Below are 15,910 nucleotides of genomic sequence, written 5' to 3' on the forward strand. Positions count from 1 at the left end.
TAGGTGTGTAATGCCTTTTATTTCGTTAGCAAATGCTTTTATCTCAATAGCCAAAAGATATGTTACACATCACAGGAGAAGATTTACAAGCGATGGCAATGGAGAAGCGCGAGGCTGATAAGCATAGTGAGGTTGCGCTTCAGCAGTCGTATAGTGCGCTTATGGACGATACGGATTGCTTTTCGCTGCAAACGCAAGAGGCGGGGACGCACTTTGTTTACCAATGGGCGATGACCTTCCCCGAGGCGGTGCATTTGGAGCAGCAGTGGGCGATCCCTTCGGTGCGCTTTTGCTTTATAGACAAGGCGGCGAAAGGCTTTGCTATCCATACGCACGAGGTAGCGGAGCGCACGCTCTTTGAGGGGCAGTATCATCTCTTTTTCAGTAAGGAAGAATGTTATTCCAAGGAGACTTTTGCCGCGGATAGTCCTTACAGTTTGCGCTCTGTGGCTGTCTCGGGGGCACAGTTTGAGGCAATGGCACTGCGGTATCCTGAGGTGTTTAGTGTGCACTTTGAGCGTTACGATACGGGGGAGAACTTTTTCTTGCCACTGCAACACAGTCCTGCCAAAGCAGCGATACTGCGTGAGCTTGTGGGGCAATTGCAGTGTGCGCCTGCGTTGGGAGTTGCTGCCAAGGCGTATGCCGATGCGAAGCTGTTGGAACTTTTCTTACATCTCTTTACTGTTGAGAGTGCTGTGCCTGCTTATAAGTACTGCAAAAGGGCTGCCGACCGTGAATGTATGGGTGAAGTGGTGCGGCTTATCACTGCCGACTTGCTGCATACGCCTTCCATTGCAGAGTTGGCGCGAGCGGTAGGGCTTAACGAGAAGAAACTGTGTTATGGCTTTAAAGAACTCTATGGCACTACGGTTTACGGGTATCTCTTTGAGCACAAGATGCAATTGGCGCGAAGGCTGCTCACCACCACCGACCGCAGTGTAAAGGAAATCGCGTGGGAGTGCGGTTATGATGACTCTTCACACTTTTCAGTGGCGTTTAAAAGGCGGTGGGGGGAGACAGCGTCAGGGGTCAGAGGGCAGTAGTCAGAGATCAGACCGTAGGACGACATCCTGTGCAACGTATATACTGAATAAAGCTAGCTGTAAGTTGAGAAAAACAACTAAGTTAATTGATATGTATCTATTTGGTTATAAGGTAGTTTCAAAATAAGTATTAAAATTCTTTCTTTTTTATTGTAATTTATCGTTTATTTTTTTAATACCTTTGTGGTACTAATTTTAAACTATTATTTTTATGACAGGAGCAGAATTACAAAAGATAATTGACGACTATTGTGTAATGGCAAGTAATACCGTGCCAGGGTTCTTATTTATGGGGGTAATGAGCTATTCCGATGGTTCTATGATTTCAAAAGTGAGCAATGGTACCCCCTTTGCAAAGATTATTGAGGACGATATTTCTTCAATGTTATTGGTTATTCATAAGGTGAGAAGTGTGATTACTTCCAGCCAAGGGGTTGTTGAGATGAAAATGGAGCTTATTCATATTGAGACAGACAAAGTAATTTATATCATCTCAGTAAGTAATACAGGGGATTACTTTTCTATACTTGTCTTAGATAGAGATAAGGCAAATGTAGGTATCGCCCGCGCTATGTACTACAAAGGTAAACAGATATTGTACAAAGCTGTTAGTGAATTAGAAAGCTAAAATGCTCCCCTTAATTAAAGGCTACCTAAAAGGTCTTGCAGTATGTGACTAAATAAATAAACTAATGTTACAAGTAGACTTTTTGGATAGCCTTTTTTGTAATATATCCATCCTTTGTAGTTTTTAAATCAGATGAATGTACTTTTAACAGCTTTTGGAATGAGCGGAAGACTCTTCCACGCACCTTTTATTGCGACGCACCCACATTTTAAGCTCTACGGGGTCGTGGAGCGTCATACCCCGCAAGCCCAAAGCCTTTACCCCGAGGCAAAACACTTCAGCAGTGTAGCTGAGGGGCTTGCGGACCCTGCAATTGATCTGGTAGTGGTCAATACCCCTGTGCAAACCCATTATGAGTACACCCGTGCGGCTCTTTTGGTAGGCAAACACGTCCTAGTGGAAAAACCCTTTACGGTCAATGCTGATGAGGCTGCCGATTTGGTGCGCCTTGCAGCCGAGAAGGCACTCAGTCTTACAGTATACCAAAATCGCCGCTACGATGGTGATTTTCTAAAAGTAAAAGAAATAGTGGCAAGTGGCGTATTGGGCGATCTCAAGCAAGTGGAGATGCGCTTCGACCGCTTTCGCCCAACACTCAGTGCCAAAGCACACAAGGAGACCGCCGAGGCTGGTGGGGGAACGCTGCACGACCTTGGCGCACATCTCATTGACCAAGCCTTGGTGCTTTTTGGTACACCGCAGCGCATTGCTGCCGATCTCGGTTATATGCGCGAAGGCACGCTCACGAACGACTATTTTGAGATCCTTTTACACTACCCTAAGGAGCTACGCGTGCGCCTTATCTCCACTACTTTTGCCCTTGAACGGCAATGGGAATACAAACTCCACGGCACTAAAGGCAGCTTTTTGCAGCAGCGTTTTGATGCACAAGAAGAGGCTTTGGATAAGGGCGCAAAACCTTCTTTCTCCAAATGGTTACCAAAAGTAAGTGCACCGAATGGGATACTTCACACCCTTGATAAACGCGAAGAAACGACCGCCCAGCAGGGTAACTATATGCATTTTTACGAGGCACTCTATCAGCATCTCGCTTGCGGGGCAAAGAACCCCGTGCCTGCTACTGAGGCACTTGAAGTAATACGCGTGATTGATTTGTCAAAAAATGCTATCTTTGCAGTGTAAATGCTGTTAGGGGTATACGTATATTTAGTTAGTAATGGAATAATCAGTTTTTTATGGAGGTAAAAAAAGAAGTCGCTCCCTATAATTCTGTAGAGCGCTCTATCAGTGAAGATGCGGATCTGACCTATGGTTTAGATCTTATTGGGAGCAAATGGAAGTTACTTATCATTCGTAAGCTAAGCAATGGAGCCTTGCGTTTTGGGGAAATTAAGCAACGGCTGCCCCAACTAAGTGAGCGGATGCTTACTGTACATTTGCGTCAGTTGCAAGAGGCTGGGTTGGTGAGGCGACACGCCTATAACGAGGTGCCACCAAGGGTGGAATATGAACTAACCTATATCACCACTGAGCTTTTTCCTGCGCTGGTGGTGTTTAGGGAATGGGCGGCTAAGTATAAACGCTTGAATCAGAAATGAAATAACTCGTGAGTGGATCTGCTCTTTATGTTATTACTGTATTCCAAGGGTTAGGTGTCAGTAGCCTTACCGATATAAAACGTTATTAGCTACATACAAGATAAGTATATCGGTTTGGTACATTAGGTAATAGCTTTAAAGGTATTCTCATTATATATTGAAAAACAGCCTAAGCGAATAGTGCGCTTAGGCTGTTTTTGTGTTTTCCTAATAAATAATCGGTATAATTATCGTACGTTCAGTTAATTCTTTCTAGGTTGCTATGGATTACCAACTACCGCTGGCACCGCCACCGCCGCCCATACCGCCACCAAAACCGCCGAAGCCTCCGCTGCTCCCACCACCGAAGCTACCAAAGCCGCCTGATGAGAAACCACCGCCACTGCTACGCCCTAAGCTGGAGAGCATAATGATATCGAAGAGGTCTAAGCCGCGTGAGTTATTGCCGTTGCCGCCGCCTTTATTGCCGCGTTTTATGGCTAAGATAAATAGCAACGCGATGACTACAAAGACGAATATAGCAGCAAAGATGTCTTTAGCATCATTCACTGCGGTGCGCTTATCGGCTTTATAAGTGCCTTGTAGCACCTGCATAATGGAAGTAGTGGCCGCATCAAAGCCTGTGTAATAGTCGCCACGCTTAAAGGAGGGTATCATATCTTGCTCAATAATTTGCCGACTCAACGCATCGGTCAGATAGCTCTCTACCCCATAACCTGTGGAGATAGCTACCTTGCGGCTCTCAGCAGCCATTAGTATCAGCACGCCATTGTCTTTCCCTTTCTGACCAATGCCCCACTTGGTAAGCAGTTGTGCCGCCTCGTAGTTAATATCATCGTCTACTGTCCGCACTATGGCAATGACAATACCCGTGGAGGTGCTATCGGCGTAGGAGCGCAGTTTCTCATTGAGGGCTGCCCGATCGCTCTGGGAAAGCAACCCCACATAGTCCTGCACCGCCTCAACTTTGTTCTTTAAGGCAGGAAGGTTTTGCGCCGCAACGAATTGCAGACAGAAGAATAGTGCACAGAGAATGGTGCACAGTGCATGGTGCTTAGCTTTTAATATGTTGCTTTTAGCTTTTAGCATAAGATTCTTTTTTATATTAATTTAGCTTACCAACTACCACTGGCTCCCCCGCCCCCACTACGTCCTCCTCCAAAGCTACTTGAGGAAGAGCTACTTGAACTCCGAGAGCTGCTACTTCCTGAACGGCTATAGGTAGTGCTATCCTCATCTGTACTGTAATGTTGAGCATTAATAATAGTGAATGCTTCTAAGAAAGTTATGTGTCCTCTTTTTCCTTTTGCTTTTATCTCTTTATTTTTCTCCCTCTGATAACGCCACGCCTCTAATAGTCGTAGACTTAGACTAAGCAACGAAAAGAACAAGAAAAGAATGAAAAAAGTAGAAAACCTCTCAAAAGCCTCTAATAACTCATTCCAAAATGAAGAGGAAGCACTATCTCCCCCTATGATATAGTTTTGTGAGTTATCCACATACTTATCAGTAGCACTCGGCTTAAAAGTGCCTTGTAGCACCTGCATAATGGAAGTGGTTGCCGCATCAAAGCCTGCGTAATAGTCACCACGCTTAAAGGCAGGGATCATATCCTGCTCAATAATCTGCTTGCAAAGGGCATCGGTAAGAATGCTTTCAACTCCATAGCCTGTGGAGATGGCTACGCGCCTACTCTCAGCTGCCATTAGTATCAGCGCGCCATTGTCCTTACCTTTCTGACCAACGCCCCACTTGGTAAGCAGTTGTGCCGCCTCGTAGTTAATATCATCGTCTACTGTCCCCACTATGGCAATGACGATACCCGTGGAGGTGCTATCGGTGTACGACCTCAGCTTCTCATTGAGAGCTGTGCGATCGCTCTCGGAAAGCAAACCCACATAGTCCTGCACCGCCTCAGCTTTGTTCTTTAAGGCAGGAAGGTTTTGTGCTGTAGCGAATTGAAGGCAGAAGAATAGTGCACAGTACATAATGCATAGTGCATAGTACTTAGCTTTTAGCATATAGCTTTTCATTTCTACTTAGATAAGGGTTTAAACATCAACCCACAGAAATCTCATCGGGGAGCTCATTAACATCGTCTTCTTGCACAGGGAAATACGCTTTGAGCTTCTCACCAGCCATTAAGATACCCGCCTCTAAGCCCTCAGCAAATTGCCCCTTGCGGAAATGTACCCCGAGCACTTGCTTTACTTCCTCCCAAAAGCCCTCGGGCACAGTTTTGTTGATACCCTCATCACCATAGATAGCAAACTGCTTTGCGGCAACTGCCACATAGAAGAGCACCCCATTGCGCTGGGTAGTCTGCTCCATTTTAAGATGATGAAACACCTCCACTGCACGCACCAAGACGGCATCAGGTGTGGGGTCTGAGGTCTGGGGTGTGGGGCGTGAACTGACGCCTGACGCCTCATCCCTCAAGCCTGACTCCAAATGCACCCGTATCTCCCCTGAGGTATTTGCCTCAGCAGTGCGAATAGCAGCGATCACCTGTGCCTCCCCAGTAGCGGTAAGGAAATCTGCAACCTTCATTTAGTTAAAATTAAAGTTTACCTCTGGAGCTTTCTCTGCACCTGCCTGAGCCTTGAAGAGCGGCATCTTTGTTCTGCCTGAGAAGCTGGCAATAATGCTATTAGGGAACAGCTCAATATAAGTGTTGTACTGCTTAGCCGCCTCGTTAAAGCGGGTGCGCTCTATGTTGATGCGGTTCTCAGTGCCCTCTATCTGCGATTGCAATTGCAAAAAGTTCTGATTTGCCTTCAAGTCGGGATACTTTTCAACGGTTACCAATAGGCGCGAGAGTGCGGAAGTAAGTCCAGATTGTGCTTCTTGGAACTGTGCTACAGTCTCAGGCGTGAGCTTAGAGGCATCAATATTCACCGAAGTGGCTTTGGCACGGGCTTCTACTACTTCCTTGAGTGTATTGCGCTCGAAGTCGGCGGCACCTTGCACGGTTTTCACGAGGTTACCGATGAGGTCAGCACGGCGTTGATAGGCGGTTTCTACATTCGCCCACTGCGCTTCGGCAGTGTTCTTCAGGCGCACCATCTCATTGCTTTTGCTCACCCAAAAGGAGCCAATTATAAATACAAGCCCTACGAGGACTAAAATAACTACTAATGATTTTTTCATATATGCTTATTTTTAATTGTTTACAAAATAGAAATTAGAAAATGAGGAATTAGAAATTAGAAGTCAGCTCATTACTCATTACTCTCTACTTATTACTCTCTGCTCTCTTTCCAATAATAACTATCGGGGTAGACCCTCTTACCAAATATGGCAGTGCCTACGCGCACGATGGTAGCTCCTTCTTCAATGGCAATCTCAAGGTCGCCACTCATACCCATTGAAAGCTCTTCCATCACCACCCCTGGCAGCCCTAAGGCGGCTATCTCGCCCTGCAAACGCCGCAAGAGCTGAAAGCACACGCGCACTTTCTCTTCTTCCGCACTGAAAAGCCCTATGGTCATCAGTCCTTTGATGTGCAGGCGGTCGCACTGGGCTACGGCTCTTGCCAAGTCCAAAGCCTTGTCGGGTGCCACGCCGTACTTGCTCTCCTCAGCTGAGGTATTCACCTGCAAGAGCACATCGAGGTGCTTATCCTCTGTGGCTAACCTCTGCTGCAATTTCTGTGCCAAATCAAGCCTATCTACCGACTCCACACAACTCACGCCATAGCGCAGTATCTCCTTGACCTTATTGGTTTGCAGATGCCCAATAAAGTGATTGGTATGCGGCACATCGCTCAGCGCCTCATACTTCTCTTTAAGCTCCTGCACCTTATTCTCAGCGATGAGCGTATAGCCCGCCGCGAAAGCCACTTTGATGCGTTCTGGAGTAACCGTCTTGGTCGCCAAGAGCAGCTTCACTTCCTCACGCGCCCTTCCTGCACGCTCGCACGCCACAGTGATGCGCGCCTCTATTTGCTTGATATTCTCTATAATATGTTCCATAAGTATCATCTTCTTCACCTTCTACCCACGTAGGAGGGTATACTTGCACTACGATCTGTTGCGCTGTAGGGTCAATCTTCTCTGTGGCTATCAGCGCACTACTGCCTACTGACAGCTCCACACGCTGGTCAGCAAGTATCTTAAAGCACACTACTTTCTCCTTGCTATTTATCTGCTTTGCCGCAGCCCTAAGTGCCCGATAATTGAGGTGCTGCTCATCAAGTGCACACCTCTTGCCACAAAAAGGCGCTACCCATCGCAGATCAATCTTCTCAGGCAATAATTGACAGACAAACCGCTCCCCTTCCTGCTCGCTTACCTCCATTTTCACATAAGTGCCTGCTGGCAAGAAAGAGTCTGCCCTCGTCCCATCAGCCTCATTGGTATAAACCCCACTGCAAGAGTAGTGAGGCGTACTATGGCAATAATTCCCCCAATAAATAGCGACAGGCATCTCCCCATAGGCTATCACCGCAATGCTACACCGCTCCCATCGCCTATCAGCGCTTATGGCAAACAATAGCTTTAGCAGCACTAATAGCAATAGCCCCGCAAGCACTCCATTTGCCACTGTAAAATATACACCTTCCATACGCTATCAATGGTTAAAACCCTTAGCAAGAGCTCTGATATACCAAAAAGCAAACAGCCCCAGCAACGCCACAGGCACGCCACAAATGTCCCCTATCCACCAGAACAACCCGTTGTACTGAGGCGCTGTAAGGGCTATAACTACCGAGATAAGACTCATAGGCACAAGCGCAAAACCTATGCACTCCAACCAATATCTCCCCACATAACGAAAATAGAGATACACCGCTACCCCCATAGCTACTATCAGCCCCACTGTTAGGAATACTGTACACTCCATAGCAATTTCCAATGCTCATTCCACGAGGGCAAAGGTACAACTTTTTTTTGAATCCACCGTAGCCTCCGCACAAAAAAAGGTTGCAAAGGACAATTACTGCCTATGCAACCTCTCATTATCATCTTATTATAGTTCTACTTCTCCTTCTCTTTCCCCGCTCTGCCCAATCGCCTCTTGATAAAGGCATTCAAGTCCTTGCCTTTGACTGTGTAGGTGTTGAACAGCAGCATTGGCGCAATCACCCCGAAAGCTAAGCACAAGGTGATAAAGCCCGTCTGCAAGCCGAGTTTGATGGTCTTAAAGATCATATCCAAGTTCTCCTCGTGCGTGCCGCTTACCGTTACGATCTCCATCAAGCCCATCATAAACTCATAGCCAAACTTACCAGGGATCATATTAATCACCGCAGGGATGGTAAAGACAATCGGCGGGGTATGCACCCTATGGGCGAAGTACACCCCTAAGAAGCCCACCACACACGCCCCAAAGAACGAGGTGATGACGATTTGCTCAGGCATCACAGTGCCCAAGAGCATAAACTTTACCGACCAGCCAATGCCCCCTAGCACCCCTGTGATCCACAGCGCACGGCGCGGCGTGTTGAACAGCAACGCAAAACCAATAGACACCCACATCGACCAGAAGATGCGCGGTACTAACTCTACAAACGTATTAAAGACCTCCATAACCAAACAAATATAAAGCAACGTAAAAACCTAACCCTATCATAAACACCAAGATGGCTGCGTGCGAGAGTTTTGCCATCCCCGATACGGTGCTGCCGGTGAGCATATCGATAAACCCATTGATCAGCGGCACCCCAGGCACCAACCACAGCACACTCGCCGCCAAGGCATTGCGAAACTCCAAGTCGATCGTGTAATACTCAATCAGCTTCCTAAAAATACTGATCACACACACCGATACGAAGGCTGCCCACGCCCAGCAGATGTAGACGTTGAACTTGCGCAATTGCAACACGCGGCGCCCTGCCAAGCCTGCCAGCGTAGCAGCAAACGACATCCCAAACTCAGCATAACTGCTCTCTTTGCCACCAAAGATGTAAGCCAACGCACCCCCAGCCACCGACACGAAGAACCACATCACGTACATATTGTAATGTGGCTTTGCCTTGATGGCAGCCACTTGCTGCTCAATCTCGTCGATGGTGAGCTTCTTCTCCTGCACCTCCCACGAGAGGATACTGATATCCGAGATAGCGTTAAAATTCACCCCGTGGTGCGGAATCATCTCCACCACCGTCTCCTTCTCGCCCGTGAGCTTGCCAATCACCGTAACAATCACCGCCGAATGCGAGTAGAACACCTCGCAATCATAGCCCAATGCCCCCGAAATCCGATCGACATTGCGCTTCACACGCTGCGTATTCGCCCCACTAGAGATGAGCAGTTCATTAATTTCAGCGAACAATTTCGCCGCTCTTTCTATATCCTTCATAACATTCAGCTTTGAGCTTCAAGCCTGAAGCCTAATCTTAAAAAACGCCGCAAAATTACTAAAAACATTTCATTCTACGCAAAAACACACTCCGATTTTTACCATTTCCACAAAGCAACCCCTCATAATGAACCTATTGCAACACCCTTCCCTCCGCATACTTTTGCAGTGTGCCACTTCTTTCAAAAGAGGGGTATACTGCAAACATATTGCATAAAGTACTTTTGCTCTCTACAAATTCCTCTTTGAAGGGAGAAGTGACGTGAGAATGGGAGTATGTGGAAAGGTGGGGTTGTTTATAAAATCCGCTTAGCAAACCGCCCTATATCCATCTCACGGGCTACCGCCTCCCCCTCGAATACCGCCCCGTAGAGTACCTCAGCGAGATACGGCGCTCCCAGCACCCCACGCGTACCCAGCCCGTTGAGTATCCAAACATTGTCATATACAGGATGATGCCCCACCAGTGGACGCCTATCGATCACCGTAGGGCGTATCCCAGCCTCGTGCGCCGTAATCGTATACCCACAAGTGATGAGCTTCTTGAGTCGCTCTATGAGCTCCTCACGTCCCGCCTCAGTGATCGTATCACTCAGGTCGTCGCGGTTATACGTAGCGCCTATCTTGTAGCAGTCACCGCCTTCAGGATAAATCACCCCATCGCCCTTCAAGATAACCTCCACCGATAGTTCAGGGGCACAAAACGTGAGCAACTCGCCCTTGCAAGGCGCCATTGGCAGTGCCTTAAAAAACGGATTAGCAGACACCCCACAACCCTCGCAGAACACAATATGTCGCGCCTCAACACCTTTGTAACTCACAGAACCCTTGCCAACCGATAGCGCTTCGTACTGAAACCGATAAGGATGATATACCCCCTCGCTACCCCAGCGCTGCAAACTCAGTGAGAGATATCGCTTCACATCCATACGCCCCGTATGCAGCACCTGCCCAAAGCCAAAAGGTGCAGGCACATAAGGGCTTACCTTACCTACCAACTCCCCACTGAGATACTCCGAGAGCACAGGCTTATCCGAAGCGGCAAACCAGTTGTTCTGCTCCTCCACCGAAGCAAACCTACGTAATACCGCCATTGGATGCAGCAGTTGCGTACCCAGCTTTGCCTCCACTCCGCCGTAAAAATCGTGCAAGCAGTGTATCTGCTCCGTCGCCATCCATATCGGTGTGAAACGCTTGAGCACCACAGGGTTATACGCCCCCGCAGCCACAAGGCTCGCTGCCTGCGACCGATCGCTTATAAGGCAAAAACTCCTTCCGTACCGCTCCAAAGTATGAGCGAACGTAACCCCAGCCAAACCACCTCCGACAATGATAAAATCAAACATACGCTCTAAACCTAAATCACGCCGCAAAGATAACACTTTCCAACGATTAAACTATCATAAAGAAATCAGAAATTGGGGAACAGAGGACAGGAAGCAGAAACAAGCCAAGAGGTTAAGACTATAACAAAACAAGGATTAAGCCTTTACAAAGCTATTGATAGGCGTTGCTCAAGATAGTGACTTTCATTCTTTACCCTTACTTTTTTAAAAAAATTTGTTATAAATGTAAAAACTACCTTAAAAGCTTCTATACGTTCCAAAAATGCTAATGTATTCACAATCAATTATTAAAAGAAACAGAATACAAGGTTTATTTTCCAAATAAAAGAACTTTTCTTAATAAAAATAAACAAGTAAACAAAAACAATTAAAATAAAACTTGCGTAAATCATATTTATTTAGATATCTTTGCCAAAAATTTGAAGTATACAATGAGAAGAAGACTATTTTGGACATTGCTATTGCTGGTGGGCGTATGTAGCAGCGCTTTAGCACAGAATATCACTGTATCGGGGACCGTGAAGGATGATACTGGAGAGCCTCTGTTTGGGGTGTTTGTGCAAATAAAAGGTACCAGCAAAGGCGCCGTAACCGATGATAAAGGGCACTATAGCGTTGCTGCCAATGTAGGCGATGTGCTACACTTTTCGTTCTTAGGGATGAAGTCGCAGGACAAGAAGGTAACCCAAGGAATGAGTACGCTGAATATCACCTTGAAAGATGATGTGCAGGAAATTGAAGGTACCGTGGTGATGGGATATGGAGCGAAGAAGGTAGCCAGTAAGACAGTGGGATTGGCAGCTACGGTGCAAGGTGCTGATATTAAGGAAACACCTACAATCAATATAGCAGATGCACTGCAAGGTAAGGTGGCGGGTGCGGTAATTACTACTAACAGTGGTGATCCAGAGGCAGAGTCGCAGATTACCATACACGGATTTAATTCATTTGCAGCTGGGGACAAGGTCAGAAGCACTGATGGCGACCCACTCTTTGTAGTAGATGGAGTAGCTGTGAGCAGGGCAGTGTTTAAGTCGCTTAACCCAAATGATATAGAGAGTATATCAGTGCTGAAAGATGCTGCTTCTACGTCTATCTATGGGACACGTGCTGCCAATGGGGTAATCTATATTACAACTAAGCGTGGTAAGAAAGGTGAACGAACTAGTCTGTCTATCAGTCAACAAGTGAGTTTCTCACGTTTTGCACGTACCAAAATCTTTGATGATCTGATGACCACAGATGAGTATTTGGATTTCTGGTTAAAAACACAATTAGACAATAGAGTTACTCCAGCATTAGTGACGCAGATAAAGGAGGAAAGTCCTTATAATACCGATTGGAAGAAGCTTTTCTATAGAGGGTTTGCACCCACCTATCGCACCAATGTCTCGTTATCAGGAGGCAGCAATCAGACTACTTATTTTGTATCGGCGAGCTATTCAGACCAGACGGGGTTGCGTTATGGATCGCGCTACCAACGTTATACACTCAATGCCAATGTAGATACAGAAGTAAATAAATGGCTCAAGATGGGGATTAGCCTTAGTGTAGGGCACAGTGAAAGTGATACTAATGGGGCAGGAGGAGGAGACTCTAATGGTAGCCTATTTACCTTGCCATTTTACTCCCCACGAGATGAGAATGGAAAGCTTAAAGATTATGTACTATACAAATATAGCTCAACTCCTAATAGTGGATTCTATATGCCCGCATATAATGTAGTGAAGAATCCACGCTATGCAGAAGGAGAAGATATATTACCGATAGGTTATATAACCATAGAACCTATTAAAAACTTGGTACTAAAGACACAAGCGGGGATACAATATGGTGTTAATGAGAGTGAACAGAAAACCTTACCTTCTTTTGTATTGATACAAACAGGGCAACCTGTAGGAAGCACTTCTTATACACGAAGAGGAAGCACTAAAAAGATAAACAATACATTCACCAATACGATGGAGTACCGCTTTAACCTGCAAAATAAGCATTATTTTACAGCACTTATGGGACAGGAATCAGTAAGACAAATGATAAAGTGGTTTGATGCAGTAAGGTATGGAATGCCTTTAGATGAACTATCAATGCTCAGTAATGGGACAAGGTCATTTGGGACGCCTGTTAATGATAGTAAAAGTGTACGTACCTTTAACTCACTCTTTGGGCGTATAGAATATGAGTATAATAACAAATATTTCTTAGATATTTCAGGGCGTAGAGATGGCTCTTCTATTTTTGGACGCAACAATAGATATGCTAATTTTTGGGCTATTGGAGGGATGTGGAAGATATCAAGTGAACCTTTCCTAAAGGATGTAAAGTGGCTCACAAATTTGAGTTTGCGTGCTAGTACAGGTCTTTCAGGGAATCCAGCAGGAGGAGACTATGCTCATTTAACGATTGTAAACACGGCAATATATAATGGGGGGACAAGTTACAGCATCTTAGGTAGTGCGATAGGTAACCCTGATTTGGCTTGGGAGAAGCAACAAAAGACAACTATTGGACTCAGTGGGCGATTGTTTGACAATACTTCTTTTAGTATAGAATATTATAGTCGTATCACCCGAGGGATGCTCTTAGCATCATACATCAATAGTATGTCAGGGGCAAGTGCTAATTTTACAGATAATGCAGGAGATTTTGAGAATAGAGGTTTTGACCTTACAATCAATTCAACTGTATATCAGAATAGAGAGCATAATGTCTCCATACGTCCTTATCTGAATCTCAACTACAATGACCAACGTGTACGTGCATTAGCTGATGGGAAGGATCAACTTGTGGGGGTCAATAGTGGGAATTATGCCTATCAGACAGGCTCACCAGTGTATTGGGCATTGCCTATATTCAAAGGTATCAATCCTGATAATGGACATCCTGAATGGTATTTACCCAATACAGATAGGATGGACACACGTACTGATGATAATGCTGTTACAGACAAATATGGCAATAATGGGACTGCTTTAATACAGAATACAGGGAAACGTAAAGCTGCACCACTTAATGGTGGTTTTGGCTTGAATGTTACTTATGAAGGATTTACATTAGATATGGGCTTTGCCTTTACTTATGGCAAGTATATGCTGAATTTAGATAGGAGAGCAATGGAAAACCCAGGTTCTTTTGGGATCAATAATCTCAGCAGAAAAGCCTTAGACTATTGGACACCTGAAAACAGAAACTCACGTCAGCCATTGATTGATCGTGCTAATTATCCGAGATTTGTAGAACAAGACACTCGTATATTAGAAGACGCTTCTTTTATACGTATGAAAAATCTCAGCTTGAGTTATCGATTTTCAAAAGAAACAATTGATAAGATTAAATTTTTCAATGGCATAAGAATTTATGGTAGTGCCCGTAACTTGTGGACAATTACCAAATACACAGGGGCAGACCCTGAATATCCTAATAGTATTGCAGGGGGAGGCACTCCTCCAACAAGAGAATATACTTTTGGGGTAGAAGTTAAATTTTAAACAATGATAATTATGAAAATAGTTAGAAATATCATAGCGATTATAGGAGTTACCTTACTACTGAACAGCTGTTATAGTTTAGACCAAGAGCCTTATGGAAGGTTTGCTGAACCCAACTCATTTAAAGATGAGAAAGACGCTCTTTTTTGGCGCAATGGGATGTATAACTATATGCGTAATAGGGTATATGGACTACCAATGTATATGACAGATGTACAAGCGGATATGCTCAATCTCAGATCACCAGAAACACATCCTTTAGCTGGTATACACGGCTGGAACGATTTTACATCAACAAATAACAATGTTTCATCAGTTTGGACAGCAATGTATTTGGGGATTCGTAATATCAACTCGGCATTAGAGGGCTTTAATAAGATTCCTCAGCAAACAACAGCTATTGAGCAGTATAGAGGAGAATTATACTTAGGGCGTGCTTATTATCAGACCTATTTAGTTACCCACTTTTGCAAGGCGTACAACCCATCCACTGCTAACACAGATTTGGGTTTGGCATTGTTTGATGATGTCCTTTTCAAACAATTTCCTTCCAGAAGTTCGTTGGAAGTCACCTATAACAAGATCCTTGATGATATAGCCAAAGCAGAGAATATCCTTAGTGGTACTGCAACTACAACAAAGAATTACACCACCATAAAATACTTTAATGTGGATGCTGTAAAAGCCCTAAAAGCAAGAGTATTGCTCTACAAGCAAGATTGGGCAAATGCTTATGCAGTATCCTCAACATTGATAGAGGGAACACGGGCAAAATACCCATTGATTACCACTAAAGAGCAATTGACTAGTGAGTGGCATACTGATGGTTCTAAAGAGAGTATTACCCAATTTGCGGGCTATGTAGATGAGCCTCTTTCTGGGGCAAATGATATTTACCTCTCATATAACAAAAGTATGCTAAATTATTCAGCGAGTTTCCTTCCTACGAAAAGTGCGATAGATTTATATGGAGCAAATGATATTCGTAAGGATGTATATTTTATAGAAGGGAATATAAGTGGTGTGCGAGGAGTAAAAGGGATACTTGTAAATAAATATGCAGATAATGAATTGTTTAAGACAAATGCAAATACCCCCTCTTATCTCCACCAACCTAAGATATTTCGTATTGCAGAACAATACCTAATTGCTGCTGAAGCCGCATATAAAAATGGAGATGAGACGAATGCCAAGAAATACCTTAATGAGCTTAGAGAAGCACGCGGCTATGGAGCAAACTCCGTTACCAGCACTGGAAATGATCTTTATACAGAGATCAAAGATGAGCGTACTCGTGAGCTTGCTTTTGAGGGCTTCCGTCTTTACGACCTACAACGTTGGCAGCAAGATGTTGTACGAGGAACCCCTCAATCGCTCCGTTTGATTAATTCAAACAATCCGAGTCTTACCTATCAACTCAATCGTCCGTACACAGATTTTAAAATTGTATGGCCATTATCTCCAAAAGATATAGAAGGTGAAGAAGGTAGGCTCCAGCAAAACCCAGGCTGGTAACCCTCCTCTTAAAATAATAAAACTC

General features: G+C 45.0%; 16 protein-coding genes. 6 read left to right on the plus strand and 10 right to left on the minus strand.

Features of this window, described 5'->3' with window-relative positions:
- Positions 1–59: 59 nt before the first annotated feature.
- The 4 genes from AXF12_RS01285 (at position 60) to AXF12_RS01300 (ending at position 3,233) form a co-directional block, all read left to right on the plus strand.
- Complete coding sequence (locus AXF12_RS01285; protein WP_066427855.1) at positions 60–1,046, plus strand: helix-turn-helix transcriptional regulator; 987 nt, start codon at positions 60–62, stop codon at positions 1,044–1,046.
- 211 nt (positions 1,047–1,257) lie between these two features.
- Positions 1,258–1,674: a hypothetical protein gene (locus AXF12_RS01290; protein WP_066427856.1), complete on the plus strand. Its 417-nt coding sequence runs from the start codon at positions 1,258–1,260 to the stop codon at positions 1,672–1,674.
- A 132-nt stretch (positions 1,675–1,806) separates the two neighbouring features.
- On the plus strand, positions 1,807–2,817 hold the full coding sequence (locus tag AXF12_RS01295) for a Gfo/Idh/MocA family oxidoreductase (RefSeq protein WP_066427857.1): 1,011 nt from the start codon (positions 1,807–1,809) through the stop codon (positions 2,815–2,817).
- A gap of 53 nt (positions 2,818–2,870) precedes the next feature.
- On the plus strand, positions 2,871–3,233 hold the full coding sequence (locus tag AXF12_RS01300; protein ID WP_066427858.1) for a winged helix-turn-helix transcriptional regulator: 363 nt from the start codon (positions 2,871–2,873) through the stop codon (positions 3,231–3,233).
- A 267-nt stretch (positions 3,234–3,500) separates the two neighbouring features.
- Here the strand turns inward: AXF12_RS01300 and AXF12_RS01305 are convergent, their stop codons facing one another.
- The 10 genes from AXF12_RS01305 to AXF12_RS01350 all read right to left on the minus strand — a co-directional run bounded on the left by AXF12_RS01305 (position 3,501) and on the right by AXF12_RS01350 (position 10,882).
- Positions 3,501–4,322: a TPM domain-containing protein gene (locus tag AXF12_RS01305; protein WP_082752952.1), complete on the minus strand. Its 822-nt coding sequence runs from the start codon at positions 4,320–4,322 to the stop codon at positions 3,501–3,503.
- A gap of 26 nt (positions 4,323–4,348) precedes the next feature.
- The gene (locus AXF12_RS12375) at positions 4,349–5,266 is read right to left on the minus strand and encodes a TPM domain-containing protein (protein WP_066427859.1); all 918 of its coding nucleotides are present in this window, start codon (positions 5,264–5,266) and stop codon (positions 4,349–4,351) included.
- 25 nt (positions 5,267–5,291) lie between these two features.
- Positions 5,292–5,783, minus strand: coding sequence for a TPM domain-containing protein (locus AXF12_RS01315; RefSeq protein ID WP_066427860.1), 492 nt, complete (start codon positions 5,781–5,783; stop codon positions 5,292–5,294).
- Positions 5,784–6,383, minus strand: a complete 600-nt coding sequence (locus tag AXF12_RS01320; protein WP_066427861.1) for a LemA family protein — start codon at positions 6,381–6,383, stop codon at positions 5,784–5,786. It abuts the gene before it with no gap.
- 92 nt (positions 6,384–6,475) lie between these two features.
- Positions 6,476–7,207: a YggS family pyridoxal phosphate-dependent enzyme gene (locus tag AXF12_RS01325; protein WP_066427862.1), complete on the minus strand. Its 732-nt coding sequence runs from the start codon at positions 7,205–7,207 to the stop codon at positions 6,476–6,478.
- Positions 7,128–7,799 (minus strand): hypothetical protein, encoded by a 672-nt coding sequence (locus tag AXF12_RS01330; RefSeq protein WP_066427863.1) that lies wholly within the window; start codon positions 7,797–7,799, stop codon positions 7,128–7,130. Before AXF12_RS01330 ends, AXF12_RS01325 begins: the two co-directional genes overlap by 80 nt.
- Positions 7,800–7,805: 6 nt before the next feature.
- A complete protein-coding gene (locus tag AXF12_RS01335; protein WP_066427864.1) occupies positions 7,806–8,078 on the minus strand; it encodes a hypothetical protein in 273 nt (90 codons plus the stop codon).
- Positions 8,079–8,212: 134 nt separating this feature from the next.
- Complete coding sequence (locus AXF12_RS01340; RefSeq protein ID WP_066427865.1) at positions 8,213–8,764, minus strand: threonine/serine exporter family protein; 552 nt, start codon at positions 8,762–8,764, stop codon at positions 8,213–8,215.
- On the minus strand, positions 8,751–9,536 hold the full coding sequence (locus AXF12_RS01345) for a threonine/serine exporter family protein (protein WP_066427866.1): 786 nt from the start codon (positions 9,534–9,536) through the stop codon (positions 8,751–8,753). Before AXF12_RS01345 ends, AXF12_RS01340 begins: the two co-directional genes overlap by 14 nt.
- A 296-nt stretch (positions 9,537–9,832) precedes the next feature.
- Positions 9,833–10,882, minus strand: a complete 1,050-nt coding sequence (locus tag AXF12_RS01350; RefSeq protein WP_066427867.1) for an NAD(P)/FAD-dependent oxidoreductase — start codon at positions 10,880–10,882, stop codon at positions 9,833–9,835.
- Between the two features lie 431 nt (positions 10,883–11,313).
- On the opposite strand from AXF12_RS01350, the gene AXF12_RS01355 reads away from it, so the two are divergent.
- Positions 11,314–14,370, plus strand: coding sequence for a SusC/RagA family TonB-linked outer membrane protein (locus AXF12_RS01355; protein WP_066427868.1), 3,057 nt, complete (start codon positions 11,314–11,316; stop codon positions 14,368–14,370).
- Positions 14,371–14,382: 12 nt separating this feature from the next.
- Positions 14,383–15,885, plus strand: a complete 1,503-nt coding sequence (locus tag AXF12_RS01360) for a RagB/SusD family nutrient uptake outer membrane protein (RefSeq protein ID WP_066427869.1) — start codon at positions 14,383–14,385, stop codon at positions 15,883–15,885.
- Positions 15,886–15,910: the final 25 nt, after the last annotated feature.

The sequence above is a fragment of the Capnocytophaga haemolytica genome, from assembly GCF_001553545.1.
In the GTDB taxonomy this organism is placed as follows: domain Bacteria; phylum Bacteroidota; class Bacteroidia; order Flavobacteriales; family Flavobacteriaceae; genus Capnocytophaga; species Capnocytophaga haemolytica.